This window comes from Rheinheimera sp. SA_1 (genome assembly GCF_001669775.1).
Lineage (GTDB): Bacteria > Pseudomonadota > Gammaproteobacteria > Enterobacterales > Alteromonadaceae > Pararheinheimera.
The window spans coordinates 285,478-304,883 of record NZ_LXWK01000016.1 but is presented as its reverse complement, the minus strand read 5'-3'; the positions used below and the strand labels follow the sequence as shown (position 1 = coordinate 304,883).

At 48.2% G+C, this 19,406-nt stretch carries 15 protein-coding genes; 5 read left to right on the top strand and 10 right to left on the bottom strand.

What is annotated here, in order from left to right:
- Window positions 1-217: 217 nt before the first annotated feature.
- From A5320_RS13405 to A5320_RS13380, 6 genes are all read right to left on the bottom strand, one after another.
- Window positions 218-682: a hypothetical protein gene (locus A5320_RS13405; protein WP_068065621.1), complete on the bottom strand. Its 465-nt coding sequence runs from the start codon at window positions 680-682 to the stop codon at window positions 218-220.
- Window positions 683-756: 74 nt separating this feature from the next.
- Entirely contained in the window at window positions 757-1,887 is a 1,131-nt protein-coding gene (locus tag A5320_RS13400) for a PepSY-associated TM helix domain-containing protein (protein WP_231916731.1), read from the bottom strand.
- A 63-nt stretch (window positions 1,888-1,950) separates the two neighbouring features.
- Window positions 1,951-2,808 carry a putative zinc-binding metallopeptidase gene (locus A5320_RS13395; protein WP_068065615.1) on the bottom strand — a complete coding sequence of 286 codons (858 nt, stop codon included), beginning with the start codon at window positions 2,806-2,808 and terminating at the stop codon, window positions 1,951-1,953.
- 6 nt (window positions 2,809-2,814) lie between these two features.
- On the bottom strand, window positions 2,815-3,561 hold the full coding sequence (locus tag A5320_RS13390) for a LytR/AlgR family response regulator transcription factor (protein ID WP_068065612.1): 747 nt from the start codon (window positions 3,559-3,561) through the stop codon (window positions 2,815-2,817).
- Complete coding sequence (locus A5320_RS13385; protein ID WP_068065610.1) at window positions 3,554-4,633, bottom strand: sensor histidine kinase; 1,080 nt, start codon at window positions 4,631-4,633, stop codon at window positions 3,554-3,556. The genes A5320_RS13390 and A5320_RS13385 overlap by 8 nt, the downstream gene beginning before the upstream one ends.
- Window positions 4,634-4,767: 134 nt before the next feature.
- A complete protein-coding gene (locus A5320_RS13380; protein WP_068065608.1) occupies window positions 4,768-7,629 on the bottom strand; it encodes a TonB-dependent receptor plug domain-containing protein in 2,862 nt (953 codons plus the stop codon).
- Window positions 7,630-8,110: 481 nt separating this feature from the next.
- On the opposite strand from A5320_RS13380, the gene A5320_RS13375 reads away from it, so the two are divergent.
- Window positions 8,111-8,620, top strand: a complete 510-nt coding sequence (locus tag A5320_RS13375) for a hypothetical protein (protein WP_068065605.1) — start codon at window positions 8,111-8,113, stop codon at window positions 8,618-8,620.
- 125 nt (window positions 8,621-8,745) lie between these two features.
- Here A5320_RS13375 and A5320_RS13370 read toward each other — a convergent pair whose 3' ends face one another.
- The 4 genes from A5320_RS13370 to ppsR all read right to left on the bottom strand — a co-directional run bounded on the left by A5320_RS13370 (window position 8,746) and on the right by ppsR (window position 13,351).
- Complete coding sequence (locus tag A5320_RS13370; protein WP_068065600.1) at window positions 8,746-10,119, bottom strand: DASH family cryptochrome; 1,374 nt, start codon at window positions 10,117-10,119, stop codon at window positions 8,746-8,748.
- Between the two features lie 42 nt (window positions 10,120-10,161).
- Window positions 10,162-11,487 (bottom strand): M24 family metallopeptidase, encoded by a 1,326-nt coding sequence (locus A5320_RS13365; RefSeq protein ID WP_068065597.1) that lies wholly within the window; start codon window positions 11,485-11,487, stop codon window positions 10,162-10,164.
- The gene (locus A5320_RS13360) at window positions 11,484-12,446 is read right to left on the bottom strand and encodes an HAD family hydrolase (protein WP_068065596.1); all 963 of its coding nucleotides are present in this window, start codon (window positions 12,444-12,446) and stop codon (window positions 11,484-11,486) included. Before A5320_RS13360 ends, A5320_RS13365 begins: the two co-directional genes overlap by 4 nt.
- Before the next feature lie 95 nt (window positions 12,447-12,541).
- Entirely contained in the window at window positions 12,542-13,351 is an 810-nt protein-coding gene (gene ppsR, locus A5320_RS13355; RefSeq protein ID WP_068065595.1) for a posphoenolpyruvate synthetase regulatory kinase/phosphorylase PpsR, read from the bottom strand.
- Between the two features lie 139 nt (window positions 13,352-13,490).
- Between ppsR and ppsA the strand changes: the two genes are divergently transcribed.
- The 4 genes from ppsA to A5320_RS13335 all read left to right on the top strand — a co-directional run bounded on the left by ppsA (window position 13,491) and on the right by A5320_RS13335 (window position 19,329).
- Window positions 13,491-15,866 (top strand): phosphoenolpyruvate synthase, encoded by a 2,376-nt coding sequence (ppsA, locus tag A5320_RS13350; protein WP_068065592.1) that lies wholly within the window; start codon window positions 13,491-13,493, stop codon window positions 15,864-15,866.
- Between the two features lie 145 nt (window positions 15,867-16,011).
- Window positions 16,012-16,923 (top strand): dTDP-4-dehydrorhamnose reductase, encoded by a 912-nt coding sequence (gene rfbD / locus A5320_RS13345; protein WP_068065586.1) that lies wholly within the window; start codon window positions 16,012-16,014, stop codon window positions 16,921-16,923.
- Window positions 16,924-16,991: 68 nt separating this feature from the next.
- Window positions 16,992-17,981 carry an ADP-ribosylglycohydrolase family protein gene (locus A5320_RS13340; RefSeq protein WP_068065585.1) on the top strand — a complete coding sequence of 330 codons (990 nt, stop codon included), beginning with the start codon at window positions 16,992-16,994 and terminating at the stop codon, window positions 17,979-17,981.
- A gap of 523 nt (window positions 17,982-18,504) precedes the next feature.
- Window positions 18,505-19,329 (top strand): hypothetical protein, encoded by an 825-nt coding sequence (locus tag A5320_RS13335; RefSeq protein ID WP_157605842.1) that lies wholly within the window; start codon window positions 18,505-18,507, stop codon window positions 19,327-19,329.
- Window positions 19,330-19,406: the final 77 nt, after the last annotated feature.

Below are 19,406 nucleotides of genomic sequence, written 5' to 3'. Positions count from 1 at the left end.
GTAGCGCCCGATGGAGAATTACGTTTAACGTGATGATTTAAGACAAAGTAGGGCGTCACTCACCGCGTCAGCGGTAGTGCGCCGAATTTGTGGCTATTCGTAGGTTTGGGTTTATCCTGATGAGCGGCGGACTAGCCTTCGGCCGAGTCCGCCCTACACTTTATAATTAAATCAGAGCCTTGTCGCAAAGCATCATCGAACATGTGCCATGCCCTAATTACTTCAACAACGTCTCAGGCAATTCCCAACTCGCCGTCAATTGCTGACCTTGCCAGGTTTCTATGGTCACCCACATTTTATCGGTTGCTGCAAAGGTATGCGGGGCAATAGCATGCACATGTTGGCCATGACGATTGCCATGCAGAATGCCATCTTCAGCTTGTTGTAAAATACCCAGTGGCACTGGCTGCGGGCCGATATTGACATAACCCTGACGAATGTCGCTGATTTTCCCTTTGTTAAACATCAACATAAAATCTTTTACATAAGCCTCGTGATGGACATAAGGTTGTTCTAAATCAAGCGGCATTGGGGTGATTTCAAAGTCACCCACTTGTTGCGCTGGCCAGGCGGGCGGAAACACCGGAGTCATCGACTGGTATAAAAACCAGAAGGGTAATACCAATACGGCGCCGCTGAGTTGATACCGATATTTGCGCCAAAATGAAAGTTTGCTGGTCATAAAATTCCTAAATTCGAAAAACGCCTAAAGCCTGCTAAAACCACTCAACAATGAGTGAGTCTTTTGATGATCAATTATGCAAAAGCTGCTTCGGCATCATCACGCATTGATTTTTTCAACCGCGTTGCCCACATCATAAAGCCGGTGATCGACATGCCGGTTAAAATCACACCAAAGAAAAACCACAAAAACTTGGTCCACAAACCGCCCAAAGTACCGTAGTGCAGCGGGTCAGCGATATGCATCACGGTTTGCACCGCAGTCATAGTTTCAGGTGATTTTTCGCTGACAATAGCGCCGGTCCATGGGTTGATATTCAATGCATAAGCGTATTGGTCGTAAAAGATATGGTCGCCACCGCCGGAAATCTGATACATACCACGCTGATGTTCAGGCAACATAATGTAGGAGGGCTGCAACTGTGGAAACCGTTGTTTGGCAATTTGTAATGCCGCTTCGAGCGATAGTTTTGACTGACTGTTGGTCGTTGCTGTTGTCGGCAGGTCCGAAACCGCAACCACCGGTGCATGCGGTTCTATGTCAATTTCAGCGTGCCACATAATCGCCTGCGCTAGATACCAGAAGCCCGTAGCGGACATCAGCATTAAAAACCAAATCGACCACACGCCGGCTAAGCGGTGTAAATCGGCCAGAACTGTAGCTTTGTTGGCAGTTAACCGCACTTTAGGCTGCGTGAAAGAGCGCCAGAATTTTTTGTAGATAACCAGCCCGGTAATCAGCGCACCCAACATCACAAATGCCATCGCACTCACCAGGTAATATCCGATGCTATAAACCTGTTGCCACGGAAACAATAACCAGCCATGCAAACTGCGCATAAAGCCAATAAAGGTTAAACCTTCATTAATTTCCTGAATTTCACCGCTGTACTGGTTCACATAAGCGATGGCGTAGGGCTTGTCGTGATCAGTAAAAGTGATGGCATGCACCAGATAAGGCTCAAACGTCATCACATTGCCAACATCGGCGGTGGGGAATTTCTGCTGCACTGTCGCGACGAGCTGGCTGATTGGCAACGCGGGTTTATCCTGTGGATTGCTGGCCCGCGCAGCAGGGTTCGTCAACCAGGTGAGCTCATGACTCAACACCGCAATAGTACCGGTCAAACAGACAAAACAAAAAATCAGCCACACCGGCAACGAACACCAGCCATGCAGCTTAAACCACGATTTATTACTCAACATTGCCATCGACATCATTAAAAACGGAACAAAGTGCTCGCAGTTTAATGGTAAGAGGAATCATTATCAATAACTTTGGGCCGCTGCTGCGAAACGATCACAAGGTAACAAGTTCAGCGACACACTTTGTAAACGCGGCAGCAACGGATCTACAAGTTCCGGTACCTGACACACCAGCTGCGATACCAGCAACTGCACTTTACGTTGTAAAATTTTGTCTCTCGCTACCATCGGCTGAACCGCTGCCCAAGCGTGGGTGGTCCAAAGCACAGCCCAAAGTTCAGCTTTATCTTCTTCCAGGCCAGACATCGCATAATGATTAATAAAGCCCGGGGCCGGATGAGAGAATTTGGCGACTTTCGGATCACGGACGGTGGCGCCGCCGTTGCCATATTGAAAACCAATCGGGTTCAGTTGCTGCCAGAGTGGATCCCGATAATAAGCACTTCCATAAAATTGCTGCTCCAGCATATGGTAAAACTCATGATGCACCACATGTCGCTGATGCGGCATATACGGCATACCTCTGGTGTCCGATGTGTCGTAATACAGCACTTCATGCACATAGTCCGGCACTGCCAATCTCGGTTGTTCGGCAACCGTGAGTTGCTGTAATAGCACGATATGTTTCAGATTAACTTTTTGAATCAGCGCCGGGGGCAACTTGTGAAATTCTTCATGAAAAAGCCGAAGATAAAGTTGTAACTGCGGCGAATCATGTTGATGCAGGCTAAAGCGCAAATCCCACGGCGAAACGCTGATGTTGTCGAGATTAAACTGTACCGCCAGCTGATATTTTGCCGCCAGTTGCTGAATTTTTTGATCGTCTTTTGGCACCGGTGGTAGTGGAGCACTGGCACAACCTGCCAGGATCCACAGGCTCAGTGCGGTGATAAAACTACGATAGACACTTATGTAAGACATCGGATTTTACTCGCTGGCGGGTATTTTAAATAAATGCTGAGAACTGCGGCTGACCGGTAGCGGTTTGCTGATATGTTTCATCATGGCAGACAGCTGATCCGGGTCGTCGGCTTTGACATGATCTAGAAAATTAATATTAATTACGATGCTGCGATGAATACGCCAGAACATTTCTGGATCAAGCTGTTGCAACAAGTTTTTTAGTGCCATGCGCACAACAAATTGCCGGGCTGTGGTGACCACTTCGACATAACGGCCACTGGCTTGAAAATAAATAACTTCATCAACACTCTGTAACCAGATACGGTTGCCAATTTGTAGTTTCAGTCGTTTCAGATAAAAGTTCGCCGGTAGTTGTGGCTGACTGAATAACTGCTCAATTCCAATTGGCGGCCTATGCAGTTTCTCCTGTAACTTACTGATACATTGCAATAATCTGCTGTCTGAATAAGGTTTAAGTAAATAATCAATGGCGCCGGCATCAAAGGCTTTGACGGCATACTGATCATAAGCGGTGACAAAGACAAAATGGCACGGCTGGCCGGTGCAAAAAGCTACGTCAATGCCGGTGAGTTTACCCATCTGAATGTCGAGAAAAGCCACCTGCGGCTTCAGTTCATCAAGCGCAGCTAACGCTTCTTCGCCGCTGCGGCATAACCGGATAATCTGTGCATCCGGCCAGAATTTCTGCAGTTTGTGCGCCAGACTGTGCAGCAGAATTTCTTCGTCTTCGGCAATAATAATGTTAACCATGAAAAGGGATCTCCAGCCTGGCAAGGGTCTGAACTTCTGGCTCAGTGTGAATGCTAATACTGGCGGCATGACCATAAGCAGTTTGTAAGCGGGCACTTAAGTTATTCAGGCCAGTACCGCGGCAAGTTTGAGCTTGTTGCGCTGCAGTATCGCACACCACGATCAGCAGATTTTTCGTGTTGTGACTGACGCTAATGGTAATGTGACCAACCCCCTGAATTTTTTCGATGCCATGTTTAATCGCATTTTCCACCAATGTCAGCACCGACATCGGCAGCACGTTGTGATGCAGACAGCCATCGTCTACATCAATCTGATAGGTTAAGCGCTGGCCAAATCTGATTTGTTGAATATTCAGGTAACGCTGAATGATATTCAGCTCATCCTGCAAACTGATGTAACGCTGACGAAATTGCGGAATACTGGACCGCAAATATTGCGTCAATTCTTCCAGCAATAATTTGGCTTTTTCGGTATCGATATCAATCAGACTGTGCAAATTCGCCAGCGTGTTGAAGAAAAAATGCGGCTCCAGCTGCGCCTGTAATAAATGCAGCTCCATTTCTGCGCGGTTTCGCTGATCTTCACTATCGCTGACTTGTTGTTTTAATTGCTGAAATTCCGGTCTAGTCAGCCGGTTTTTCAGGTACAGCAATACGAACATTGCCCAAAATGACGATAACAACAGCCGCAATAAATAGGTCACCGCTTCCCAGAATCTGGGCAAACGGGTTTTTTCCCATTCAATCACACCAAAACTGAGCAATAGAGTCAGGGTAAATGTGACCAGCGTGATCATGCAAATCTGGCTGATCGTGATTTTTTCGGCCGGTGGTGGTGCAATGACCACATAAGAAAACAGCAGACTAAAACCAAGCAAGTTGTATATTTTGGCGTATTCCAACGTGCTTCGTAGCATAAATGCGAAATCGGCGTCACTTAAATACATATGATGCAGAGCGCTTAATACCGCACAGCTGCAATTAAGAAGCAGCACGACCGCATAATCTGACAGCGTCAGAGTTTTGAGCCGCAGATTGCCACGGGCCAGATAGTTCACAAAAATACTCAACAGTTGATACCGCCTTGTTGTTCAGCACGGGTCGACGATATGACGACCCGCGTTAAATTATTGCTGATCGTCAGCATCGCCAACTTTCAGCATGGCTTTCCTTTAAATCTGACAATTTTCAGAACGGCCAATTTTTAAAAATCATAGTTAAGGCCCACCGTGTAATAACGACCAATCGTGCTATACAAACCTGCGGTATAACCCATTTCCCAGCTAGCACCACCGGTACTGGCGCCCGGTACTTGTGGTGTTTGCCGATCGGTTAAATTCGACAGATATACATTCAAGTTAAGATGTGGTGTCAGCTGATAATTCAGACCTACATCCAGATACCACAATCTACCGGTTGAAGTAACCGAATAATCGGCGGATTTACGCGCCAAATCCGGTCGTTGGGAGCCAATATATCGCGCCGAAACACTGCTGCTGAATTTGTTGTATGCCAGGCTCAGGCTATTGCTGCCACGCCATTTGGGAAACGCCATTTGCCCGGCGGTTAGCAGGGGTTTGGACGCCGGATCGGATTGTAATGTCCGTTCAATCAACCGGCTCCAGTCCGAGCGAAACGCCATCGATAGCCGATTTCCCGGCATTACCCAATGATAATCCAGCGCATAGTCAATGCCACGGGTTTTATGTTTGGCCAGATTCAGATATGACAGATTCAGCTGCATGCCATCGGGTTTTTCTTCAATTAAGCTACAGAACACGTTGTCAAGGGTCGGGCTGTCCATACAATTCGGATACACCTGATCCCATTGCAGGGTGCCGATTTTATCATTCAGATCAACGTCCCAATAATCAACGGTGATATTCAGATCGTCGATAAATTCCGGCGAAAACACCAGCCCGCCAGTAAAGGTATAAGCCCGCTCTGCTTTGAGTTCTTTGTTGCCACTTTGTACGATCTGCGCGTTGTGGTAATAGTTCGCCGGATTGGTTTTACCAATAGCGTTACAGTTAGCTTCGCGATACTCCGAGCCGCGGTTGCGGTAGGCGGAATAACAAACTTCATAGATGTAATTAAAAGACTCGCTGGCCGACTGATAAACTTCGGTGATATTCGGCGCCCGCACGGCTTTGGCGTTCGAAGCCCGCAGTTTCAGCGATTTAATTGGCGTCCAGTCAATGCCGACCGTCCAGCTATGGTTAGTGCCCGCCAGATTGTATTTCGCGGCGCGCCAGGCGCTATTCAGGCTCAGTTGTTCGGCCAAAAAGACATCGGCCAGCAGCGGTACCCGCAGCTCTACAAAGGCTTCGCTGACATGATAATCGCCAATCAGCGGTGTCGCGCGATAATTGTTGGCGCCAAGACCGGCGAGCTCAACTTCTGATGGCAGTTCTTCGCTTTTTTCGCGCCGATGCTCCAGGCCCGTGGCGATACTGAGTGCACCTGCCGGCAGTTCAAATAAATCGCCATCCAACCCGGCCGCCAGCACCGATTGGGTCAGCCGGGCGTGGCTGGTATGTGGCCCGAGTTTTAGATAGTTGATAGCTTCTGCGGTCAGTGGCTGAAAGACGTTGATGGGTACACAAGTCTGGTCGCAGTCGCGGCTTTCATAACTAACCGGATCGGTGTAACTGCCCCAGACCGCTTTGGTCCAGTTTTCTTGTGAGTAATCATTCAGCGTGGTGGTTTTGACTTTAGTAGATCCGTGCTGGGCACTGGTTTGCCAACGAAAATCATTGGCAAAATCGCCTTCTAAACCAAGTACCGCCTGATATAAATCATATTGGTAATCAACGCCCATCCGGCCCATTTCCGGGAAATAACCGCCGAATAACAAGCCCTGACCGGTGCGTGATACTTCGGCTTGTTGCTCGGGTGTGTAAAAGGCGTAGTCACCAGGTAGCCGCGTCACACCATATTCCACCAGCGGCGACGTGCGACTTTCAGAATCAGTGCGGACATATTTCAGCTCAGCATCCAGCCGTATATTGTTGTTGAGCTCTCGGTCCAGATTTAAATTCAGATTTAATTTATCGGAAGGTACCGCCAGTCGCGCCCATTCGTAACGTGAATAATACTGGCCATAAGTGTCGGTCACCGACAACGCTGCCAGCTGCGACGTGCTGGAGCCGTTGATCCGGGCATCAGCTGGCACCATGGCAAACAGACTGTTATCCGGGCGTACCGCATAAGGCCGGCCGTTTATCAGGAAATTACGCTGACTGGTCGAATACAGCGGTGTTTGTCGGCCGGTGATATAACGTGGCTCGGCGCTGGAACCTGCTACATACAGTGGGTTTTCGATATAAGTCAGATCATTGGCGATGTAACTGCGCTCCCGGCCTTCAATCACGTCGGAGCTTTGAGCACTGACGTGATAACTAATACCGCCATTGCCATCGGCAAAAGGTTCGCCATGGGTAAGGGTGCCGTACCAGCGCTGGCCATCACCCACAGTGGCACCGCTCTTGGACAGGCTCATACTGGTGCCGCTGAAATTCTTTTTCAGGATCACGTTAATGACCCCGGCCACCGCATCAGCGCCATACACCGATGAGGCTCCTCCGGTCAGTACATCCACCCGCTCAATCAACGCCACCGGAATCGACGACATATCCACTACGCTGGTGCCGGGAATGGACGGCACATGGCGGCGACCATTGACCAGCACTAGCGTGCGATTGGCGCCAAGACCACGTAAATCCTGAGTCGAAGTGCCGGCATAACCGCGGGCGTTGCTGGTTTCACTGCTGCTGGCTGGCACCATGCTCGGTAGTTGGTTTAATAATTGGTTGATATCCACTGCGCCGGTTTTGGCAATGTCGGCCGCCGTAATGCTGACCACCGGCGTATGGGTTTCCAAATCAGTGCGGCGAATGCGGCTGCCGGTCACCGTAATTACTTCGGTTTTTTCTTCGGCCTGCGATTTGTTGCTGGCCTGTTCCTGGGCTACCAGCGGCGCTGCCAGCAACAGCGTGATAAGACTGCTGAGATGACATAAACGATGAGGGTAAAGACGTTCTGGAAGTAGTGAAACCTGCTGCATAACTGTGATCCTGTTTTTATAGTTATATGCACTGACGCAAGACAGTGGGCTGGTTGATTTTCAACCGCCGGATTGAGCCTGCAAAAAAGTACTTAAGAATAACAGAGGCATGGACATGAACAGCGGCAGTCAGGGTGTTAAGCTGCGGTTTGTTGGTATAAACGGTTTGTTAATGCTAAACAGGATAATGGCTACTCAATATGAAGGTTAATTCAGGATCTGATTTACTGACGTCGTCTACCCGACATTTAACCTTCATCAATGCCAAATTTAGCTGCATGTTGGTAAAGAACTGATATTTATTGGGATCGGCGATATCTCTATTCTGGATGCTAGCTGCAGTGTTGCAGTGCCATTTCGTACCATTTGATAAACAATAAATAAAACAATGATAAATATCAGCTGCGATTGCAGACGGCAATCTTCCTTCATTAGCATTGTTTTGCCCCAAATTGAGGTTGAGCAAAAAGGAAAGGAAGTAATGAATATTCAACAACGGATTTTACCGGTATTGGCTTTATTTGGCACAGGCTTATGCGGTTCAGTGGCAGCAGACCCGGTAAGTCATCTGGACTTCTACGTTTATACACATGTACAGCAACAGGGTCAGATGACCTTTGCGCCGGATGAATGGGCAGGCACCCGAGGCCAGCAGTTACGGCTTGAATCGTTGGCAGTAACACCTTTGCACCCAAATCTTGGTAATTGGCCATCATGCCTGCAATTGAGTTACATGGCGCATTTGCAAGGTACCGGCGACACCGGTTGGACCAATGCTCCAAACAAAGTAGGTACTGAAGGGCAAAGTCGTCGGATAGAAGGTGTCGCTTTTCGCTTAGCTGGTAGTTGCGCTCAGGACTACACTGTCGAATATCGTTGTCATTTACAAAACATCGGCGACAGCGCCTTGTTGCGTGATGGTCAGTTCTGTGGCTCACGTGGCCAGTCGCGGCAACTTGAGGCAATTAAACTGACAGTTCGCCATAAGTAATTGTCGAAAAGCCGTTACAAAGTTCGGCAAGGGTTTGGATCGGTGAGGTCCAAACCCTGTTTTCATATTCCAACAGCACCTGTGCCGGTAGATATATACATCGGTGTTTAAGACGAAAATTCTGACTAAGTCCGCCACATCTGCAGATATGTATGCTCCGGATCATAAATTTGCAGCTGTTTTTCCAGATTAAAGCGCCGGTTTGAGCGTGGGTCAGTGCCAAATCCAGCCAGATACAACCAGTTGCCCTGATTGCTATACACGTCATAGTCAATGAGCTGTGCTTCAAACCAGGCGGCACCGGCACGCCAGTCACACTGCAGGTCGTTCACCAGATAACTTGCGACAATTTGCCGCATCCGGTTAGACAGATAGCCGGTCGCGGCAAGTTCGCGCATGCCAGCATCAATCAAAGGCTGTCCGGTCTTTCCCTGACACCAGCGCTGGAAAAGCACTGGATGATGTGGGCGTTTTTGCGGGTGTTGTTGCTGTGATTTTAGACCATTCGCCAGGTACAGTTGCCGCCCAAAGCGTAAATGCAGAAAACGGAAATAGTCGCGCCATAGCAGTTCAAACCAAATCCAATAGGTACTGTCATTTTGGCCATGTTCGGCTTCGTGAGCAGCTAACTGCGCAAAGATTTGCAGCGCAGAGACCGCGCCACTGGCCAACCACGGCGAAAACTTGGTTGAATAATCAAAGCCAATCAAGCCATTACGGGTTTCTTTATAGTTACGGGCCAAACCTGACTGAAAATAACGCTGCAGATGTTGTTGTGCAGCAGCTTCTCCGGCCCGCGCGAACAATAGTTGATAGGGAAACGAACTGCGCACATCTGTTTCTGCGACACCTGCCCAGCGAAAGAGGTCAATACTTTCTATTGCAGCGGCTTGTTCCGGCATCGCCGGCAATTGTGAAATCATTGGTAATGGTGGTCTCGGGCGGCAATCGGCTTTTTCAACCAGATTGCGAAAAACAGTAAAAACCAGAGGTAGTTCAGCAATCTGAAAAGGCAACTGTGTTGATTCCAGCAAGCTTGATTGCCAGGTCGTTAACACTTCAAAGCTGTTCGCCATCAAACCTTGTTGTCGCAGAGCCGAAATTTCAGCAATTTCTTCAGGCGCTGCAATTTCTTCGCAGTAAAGTGTGGTCGCATTAAGCTTACGCATCAATGCTGCCAGTTGCGTGGCAGGATCGCCAGCTACCACCAGCAGCCGGTTGCCTAGCAGTTCACACTGCGCCGCCAGTTCGCGGACTGTATCAGCCAGATACATTTTCCGATGTTGGCCAACACGCGCAAATCCCCAGCGGGTCTGTTGGTCTTTTGGCAGACAAACCACAAACGCCAAGTTACTGCCTTGCTGCAAGCATTGCTGACAGGCGAAGCTGAGGCCCGGGTTGTCGGATAACCTTAAGTCTTGGCGAAACCAGTACACCGCAGTGGTTTGCTGGCTTGACGGAGTCTGTGGTACGTTCTGCTGTTGTGGTATCTGCTGCATGGCCGGGTCCAAAAACGCCCGGCAATCAGCCGGGCTGTCTTTCTACGGCGTTTGGATCAGATGTAGTTCAGTCTGGCGGCCATTAAAATACTGAAATTTGTCTCCATCAAAATATCCATCTTCTTCCAGCATCACCCGAATACTGTTGCCCCATTGCGGGATTTCGACAGCTACGTTCAGCTCAATCGAATAAGCGGTATTGGCTGTTATTGGATAGTCGCCACTACCAGCAACACCTTGTTGTGCATCCCACATGCCAATAGTAGGGCCGGCGCCGTGGCCATGATGGCCGAGTGGATGGCTGTAAATCGTCGCCTGCAGCTGCTGTGTTTTAGCTTGCTGCAGGCTTATTTTCAGTAGTTCATTGCCAGTGCGACCGGTTTTAAAGTTGGAAGTTAAGATATCCTGTAGCTGATTGCCTTTTGCCAACGCACGGAGCAAATAATCCGGAGCTTTTGTTTCGCCGGGGCGCAGCACATAAGCATGTTGCTGCTGATCGGAGTTTAGTCTTAGGTAAGTCAGACCAAAATCGACATGTAGTAAGTCGCCGGGCAGAATGACATTGTCAGATTTTGCAGCGCTGAACGCTTTAATCTGATCAAATTTACCGGAACTGGCACGCTGCAACGACACGGTCGGGTGAAACCAAACCGGCAAGCCAAGTTCGGTACTTTGCTGGCGTAACCACCACACCACATCCTCGGTGGTGGTTTTACCCGGTGTCACGACTTCATTAGAAAAAGCCCGTTTGATTAACTGATGGCCGATGTTGGTCAGGTTAGGATACTGCTGCAATTCGAGTTTGGAGCGGGTTTCCAGCCAGCCAACCGCCAGTTTTTCTGCGCTGACTATTTTAGCGCTTAAATCTGCGCCAAGATGTTGTTTTAACGTGCTAAGTTCTGTGGCCACCATACCGTCGGCATGACCAAAAAATTCCGATTGATTAATGCCAATTCTTTGCGGATTTTTACTTTGGATAAGCGTACGTAAAGCCTGCCATTGATCAGGTTGTTGCTCAACATCCCAGGCTTTTTTAAACAGTTCACCTACGTCGTACCGTGCGACCGCGTGCAGTTGCAACGGCTTACCATGACCCGGGTTAAAAATCACCAGCATAGTGCGGCGCCTGGCGGATAACCAGGTGGCGGGTAACATGGTTGTTAACACCGGATCTTCGTTATATTCGCGGGATACCAGCAGCCATAAGTCGATATTCTCGCGTTGCATCAAGGGTTGTAGCAGCTGACTAAAACGCTGGCTGAGAATTTGATCCTGTAACTGCGCCTGATTCCGTTCGCTGAGAACAGCAGTGGCGCCAACGGCCAATGCCGGCAAACATAACAAGGTGGCTAATAAAACAGCTTTCATCCGGTGATCTCTTCAGAGGGTGTAATGGGTTCCGGAAACACCAGTCGCCAATCATTTTTCATATCAATCATTGGCCAGCCATATTCAGTGACCGCATCCAGCACTTTACTGCCGGGGCTGTATTGATACTCGCGCTCTGCATCGGTGTGATGCACCATCATGCACAACGCGCCCGGTGTACTGCTGGCCCAGCGTAACATTTTGATATCACCGCTGCTGTTACCAAAAGCGGCAATTGGATGACGGTCGATGCGGCTTTCAATGGCCAGCACTTTGCCGGCGCCATTATCAAAAAACCACGGAATAGGGCGCAGTTCCACCTGTAGCTGGCCACCATGATCGGTCAACCGGGTTAATAACTGGCTACCAATGGCTTGCTCTGGCGGGATGTGATAACAAGGCTCGCACATAGCGCGCACGAAATAATTACTGCCACCCGATACGATGTAATTTTTAAAGCCATGCTCGGCAAACAGCTTCAGAACTTCGAGCATTGGCTGATACACCAATTCGGTATATGGACGCTGGAAACGAGGATGTTGTGCCTGCGCCAGCCACGATTGTGCCCAAAGTTTATATTCATCGGTACTGATGCCATCAATAAATTCGCGGATCAACCAGCGACCATCTGACAGCATTTCTTTAATTTTTACCGCTAAAAAATGTCGGGCTTTACTAAGTACTCCGCCCAGTGCCGCCCCAAACAAACCGCCAAAAAAACTGTTGCCGTCGGTCACGGCTTGCTGTGGATTGTGCTTTAGCAGATCAGTGATAAACACAATTTCAGTCACTTTGGGTTTTTCCAGCCACAAAGTCCCGTCGTTATCAAATACCGCAATACGGGCGGCATGTGGCACAAAATAAGGCGAAGTATGATCGGTCGTGCGATGAATAAAGTCGAGGATGGCCTTTTTATTGGCTCCCTCGTGCCAGGATGGTAAAGGATCAATACTATGCATCTGTGCCTTCCTTTGCTTTGACGATGGTAGAAAGTATTCGCCAGCGGCCTGTTCAATTCAACCAGGCGCCGCTTGGTTTAAACTCTAACAAACCCTTAATATTTCTGCCGTTTTAAACCGGTTTCAGCCATGATTTTGGCTGAAATTTCCTCAATCGACAAGGTGGTCGAATTTAGGAACGGGATCCGCTCTTTTTTGTACAGATTTTCCACTTCATCCAGTTCCAGTTTGCATTGGCGCAATGAAGCATAACGGCTATTTGGACGGCGTTGTTCTCGGATCTGCGACAAACGTTGCGGCGTAATGGTCAGGCCAAATAATTTAGTTTTATTGGCTTTGAGCACTTCCGGCAGCTTCAGGCTGTCCATATCTTCTTCGACAAAAGGGTAATTCGCAGCTTTAATACCATACTGCAGCGCTAAATAAAGGCTGGTTGGCGTTTTACCGGAGCGACTGACGCCAACCAGAATAATATCGGCTTTGGCGTAGTCTTTTAAGTTAGAACCATCGTCATTGGCCAAAGCGTAGTTCACCGCATCTATCCGAAAATCATAGGTTTTTTCGTGAATGCTATGGGTGCGGTGGGTTTTTGGCATCGCCTGAATACCGAGTTCTTTTTGCATCGGTTCGACAAAAGCGTTTAAAAAGTCGTAACAGACACCATCTGAGCTATTGATGATGGCTCTAAGACCTTCATCCACAAAGGTTAAAAATACCAAAGGCCGCACTCCGGTAGTTTTATAACGATCGTTTATCCGTTGTTTGGTATGTAAGGCTTTATCAGAAGTTTCAACAAACGGGATGGTGACATGGTCAAATTCTGCTTCAAATAGAGAGAGTAAGGCGTGTCCGAACACTTCTGACGTAATGCCGGTGCCATCAGAGATATAAAAGGCTGTGCGCATCATTGATCCTTAGTTGTCGTTATAAAATTACATTATAAATTAAGGTTTTATTTAAGCCGTCTGGCAGTGTAAAATCTTTGTGCTTATGTCGCACGCTTCGTAAGCTTACCTAACCTGCAACAAAAATTGGAGACATACTGTGCAAGAATTCGTTGTTTGGTATCAGGACTTGGGCATGCACGATGTTCCTCGGGTCGGCGGCAAGAATGCCTCATTGGGTGAGATGATCAGTAATCTGGCAAATGCCGGAGTACAAGTACCAGGCGGATTCGCCACCACAGCCGAAGCTTTTAATCAGTTTCTGGAGCAGAGTGGCGTCAACGAGCGGATTTATCAACTGCTCGACAAAACTGATGTAGACAATGTAACCGAACTTGCCAAAGCCGGCGCACAAATCCGGCAATGGGTGATTGAAACGCCATTCCAACCTGAATTTGAACAAGCCATTCGTACTGCCTATGCCGAGCTTTGCGCCGGCTTTGAAAACGACGCGTCTTTCGCAGTCCGTTCCTCTGCCACCGCTGAAGATATGCCAGACGCTTCTTTTGCCGGTCAACAGGAAACCTTCTTAAACGTCCGTGGTTATGATGCGGTGATTGAAGCCATCAAACACGTATTTGCCTCGTTATTTAATGACCGCGCCATTTCTTACCGGGTCCACCAGGGTTATGACCATCGTGGTGTGGCATTATCAGCCGGTATCCAGCGCATGGTGCGCTCTGATTGCGCCTCTTCTGGCGTGATGTTCTCTATCGACACTGAATCAGGTTTTGAAGACGTGGTGTTTGTCACATCATCATACGGTTTAGGTGAAATGGTGGTGCAGGGCGCAGTCAACCCTGACGAATTTTATGTGCACAAACCAACAGTCACTGCCGGTCGTCCGGCCGTGGTGCGGCGCACCTTAGGCTCAAAATTAGTACAGATGGTGTATTCGACCGAACAAGGTCACGGCAAACAAGTCAAAATTGAAGATATTCCCCAGGCAAAAAGCCGTCAGTTCTCGTTAACGGATGCCGAAGTGGAAGAACTGGCGCGTCAAGCCATCACCATCGAAAAACACTATGGCCGCGCCATGGATATCGAATGGGCGAAAGATGGTATCGACGGCAAGCTGTATATCGTCCAAGCCCGTCCGGAAACTGTGCGCTCACGCGAAGACAGTAATCTGATGGAACGCTACCAGCTTGAAGGTACAGCGCCAATCGTGGTTGAAGGTCGCGCCATTGGTCATAAAATTGGTTCAGGCACCGCCAAAGTGCTGTCAAGCATCGCTGATATGGACCAGATTTTACCAGGTGATGTGCTCATTACCGACATGACCGATCCGGACTGGGAACCGATCATGAAACGCGCGTCAGCCATTGTCACTAACCGTGGTGGCCGTACTTGTCACGCGGCTATTATTGCACGTGAACTGGGTATTCCGGCGGTGGTTGGTTGTGGTAACGCCACAAGTACCGTGAAAACCGGTCAACAAGTGACAGTTTCTTGCGCAGAAGGCGACACTGGTTTTGTTTATGATGGTATTTTGCCATTTAACGTGGCGACTTCCCGTGTTGACCAAATGCCACCGCTGAAAATGAAAATCATGATGAACGTCGGTAATCCGGAGCGGGCGTTTAGCTTCGCCAAGTTGCCACATGCCGGTATTGGTCTGGCGCGTCTGGAATTTATCATCAACCGCGGTATTGGCGTGCACCCGAAAGCTTTGCTGAATTACGACGTGCAACCTTCGGATATTAAAGCCGTGATCGATGAGATGATGGCCGGTTATGCTTCGCCGCGGGAATATTATGTCGGCAAACTGACCGAAGGTATTTCAACCTTAGCGGCAGCGTTTTCGCCAGAGCGGGTGATTGTGCGGATGTCCGATTTTAAATCGAACGAATACGCTAACTTAATTGGTGGTCAGCAATACGAGCCACACGAAGAAAACCCGATGATCGGTTTCCGGGGTGCGTCGCGTTATATTTCCGAAGATTTCCGCGATTGTTTCGCCATGGAATGTGAAGCGTTAAAACGGGTGCGTAACGACATGGGCTTTACTAATGTCGAAATTATGATCCCGTTTGTGCGGACCTTAGAAGAAGCAGCATCGGTTATTGAGTTGCTGGCAGAACAAGGTTTAAAACGCGGCGAAAATGGCCTGAAAGTCATTATGATGTGCGAACTGCCAAGTAACTGTTTATTGGCCGAAGAATTCCTCGAATATTTCGATGGTTTCTCGATTGGTTCCAACGACTTAACGCAGCTAACGCTGGGCTTGGATCGTGACTCTGGCTTAATCGCGCATTTATTTGATGAGCGTAATCCGGCAATCAAAAAGCTGTTGTCGATGGCGATTTCCACCGCCAAAGCCAAAGGCAAATATGTCGGGATCTGTGGCCAGGGCCCTTCAGATCACGAAGATTTTGCCGCTTGGTTGATGGAGCAAGGCATTGATTCAGTGTCATTAAACCCGGATACCGTGCTGGAAACCTGGTTATATCTGGCGAAAAAATACGGCGGCTGATAAGTCACCATCAATAACGCCTGATCGTAAAAAGCCAACTCCAAAAGGGTTGGCTTTTTGGTATCTGAAAGGCACACTCAACTGTTAACGGTTTTGGTTACGGCCATTTAAAATATCCAACAACTTTCCCTACAAGGCCTTTATCGTGATTATCGGATTATTCGGGGGCAGCGGTCAGTTAGGCCGGGCGTTACAGCGTGATCTGGCGCCACTTGGCGAAGTTTTAGCACCAACGAGGCTGCAACTTGATCTATCCGATGTGGCAGCAGTGCAGCAATGGTTACAGCAAAATCGTTGTGATTTGTTGGTCAACGCAGCAGCCATGACCCAGGTTGATGTCGCTGAAACTTCAGTTGAACTTGCCATGCAGCTAAATCAGTATTTTGTGCAACAACTGGCTGAATATGCAGCGGCACATAACATTTGGCTGGTGCATTTCTCCACCGATTATGTGTTTGATGGTTCAGGTGAAATACCTTGGTGTGAAACCGATGAATGCCGGCCTTTGCAAATTTATGGCCGCAGTAAAAGAGCGGGCGAGCTGGCAATTCAGGCATCAGGTTGTCAGCATTTATTGATCCGCACCAGTTGGTTATACGACAGCCAGGGGCAGAATTTCCTACTGACGATGCTGCGGTTAGCGAGGCAATCAACCGCGCCGTTAAAAATCGTCTCGGACCAGATTGGCGCGCCGACCTATGCGCCGCAATTATCGGCGGTGGTGCAACAAATGTTGCAGCAGTTGCTGCAAATGCCTCCGCACCAAGCCACAACGCTCAGTGGCATTTATCACCTGTGCGCCACCGGCTACTGCAGTTGGCTGGAATTCGCCACCGCAATATTTGCCCAAGCCAAGGCCAAAGGTTTGTTGCATGAATGCCAGGTGATTGCTGCAATTAGCAGTAGTGAACTAGCGCGGCCTGCAGCAAGACCAAAAAATTCAAGGCTCAATACTGACAAAGTACAGACAACTTTTAACCTGCAGCTGACCGGCTGGCAACAACAGCTGGCACAATGCCTGGATCTGCTAAAAAATTCAGCTAAAACTGGTAAATAATCAATCTCTTAAGTAAGCTGAGTGCATCTGTCTGTCGCACCTGCCGGTCACAAAAAATGGAGAACCTGATGGAGATTGTCAACACTGCACCTGATCAGGCGGCAATTGCTGCGAAAGTCGCACGGGCTCAAGCTGCACTATTAAGTTTTCTGGCGGCGGATGCGCTGGGTGTGCAGGTGGAATTTTTACCGCTGGCGGAGCTTTCACATCGAGACCCACAGGCACTGTTAACGATGCAGGACAGCGGCCCCTGGCATTCGCTAGCAGGTCAGCCGACCGAAGATGGCGAGCTGGTCATATTACAGAGCAGGATGCTGCTGTTTTATGGTTGTTACCGCGAAGATACGGCCTGGCAGGCTTATCAATACTGGTTACAAACCGATCCTTTCGCCATTGCGCCTGCGCTGCATCGAGCCTTGACCCATCAACCCAGTGAACACGATTGCAGCTTGGCGGCCCTTTCCCGCTTACTGCCGATTTCCATTCTTGGTGTGCATTTCTCCTTACCGCAAATTGCCGCCTGGGCGATGCAGGATACAGCGTTAACGCAGCCTGCGCTGCTATGTCAGCAAGCCAGTGGCTTGTATGCGATGTTGCTGGCAAAGGCGATTGATGAAGGCTCGACAGCCGACGAGTTGTATCAGGATTTGCAGCAATGGGCGCGAGACCTCAAAGTTGATTCAGTGTTAAAACAACTGATTGACCAGGCGTTATTTATGCCGCCCGCCAACTACCATGACCCGGCGCAACCGGTGTTATGTGCTTTTCACAATGCCATCTGGCAAATGCTGTACGCAAAATCGGTCAGCGACGCCATCACTGAAAGTATCAAACAAGGTGGCGACACCGGCAGTTACGCTGCCATTGCCGCTGCAGTCGTAGGCGCTGTTCACGGCCTATCATCGGTACGTTCCGACTGGCTTGATGCAATGCAAAACTGTAAACCGCAAGAAGGCGTGACCGGCGTCGACCAACCAAGACCAGAGGCAGTGTGGCCAACTGATGCCGCAGACCTCGCGAAAAAGTTAGTGGAAATGACCCCGGCGGAATTGGTTTAGTTAGGAATGCTGTGGTGATTTAGTTTTGAGTATGTGGTTGATTTGGCGCTGCTTGTCCACGAGCTAGCTGCCTTGCTTAATTTATCGTGTTTTGTGATCTTAATTATTCAAGATATTTCTTGTTGTTTCAGTTGTTTAATCCCGAATCTGCTGTTGAATTCGCTCGTATAACGCCACTTTACAATTTCCGAAAATATCCCATTTTTTGCCGGCTAAAGGATTGCTCCCCCTACAAATAGGGTACAAATTTCGAGTGCAATAATTCCAAATCAGACCAATTAACGCTGATCGTCAATACAGTGGTTTTACCGAGTTTTTTCACCACCGTCTCGCGGACATACCGTAGTTGTTGAGCAAGTATCGGTTCCTGGATTTACCCTGAAATAGTTGATTTAATGTGGGTTAAAGGTTAACTTCTTATGAGTGAAATTCATGAAAAAAGGCAACAGAAGTTGCGTCTTGCGGGTTCTGTCCATTTTATTAAGTTGTTAGGCAATTTCAACGATTCTAGTTAGGTTGAAAAATGAAATTTTATTTTGATACAAACTGTATACGGAAAATCACTCGATTAAATGAATGCTCAGACTGTACTGTCCTCGCTTCACAATTGTCAGTTTTTGAAACAATATCAGGGATCAATTCAGAATTAGAATATTTAAAACGGAAGAATGTATTGTCGAAAATTCAGGAATCTGGAATTAAGATAATATGGGAGTCCCCAAAAACGATTATGACCAGAGTGTTTGGGTTCGACTTAGAAGATACGGATGTCGAAGCTACAAGAAAAATGATGGATGAGATTGTTTTGTCAAAAAATTATCAAGATTTAAAAGATGTTAGATTTAATCTAGGTGGTGAGGACTATACTTTAGAAACATTCATTGAATATGATTATAATTTTAGTCTAAGCACTAAGTCTGTAATAAATTCTGCAATCTCCGTGATGACAAAGGAACAGAGAAAAGAGGAACGTGATTTAGATTTGACGCCTTGTCTTGTTCAGCTTCGAACTGAAATTATGCTTAGGGATTTTATTCTAAATCAACTGGGTGCAGGATCAACCATTGATGATCCAAGGTATTCTAGGGCTTTAGCAAAATATTCAAATGACGATCAAATAAATATCTACCTGAAAGCAATAGTTTTAGGTATCTCAAAGGCTTTGTCTGAAAGCCAACTAGCGGGGGCCAACGATGGATTTGATTATGGGCATTTAATTTATGCTTCACGCGCAGATTACTTTGTTTCAGATGATAAGTTTTATAAAAGAATTAAACCTGGTTTTTTTGATATTTCATTTATAACAGGCGAAGAGTATATCAATATGTGCGGTAGAGGTATTGCCTAACAAGGCCAAGCACGGGGGACAGTTTTTCCGCTGCGGCTTCGCCTTCGCTACAAAGCTGCCCGTGTTGGCGGCGTTAT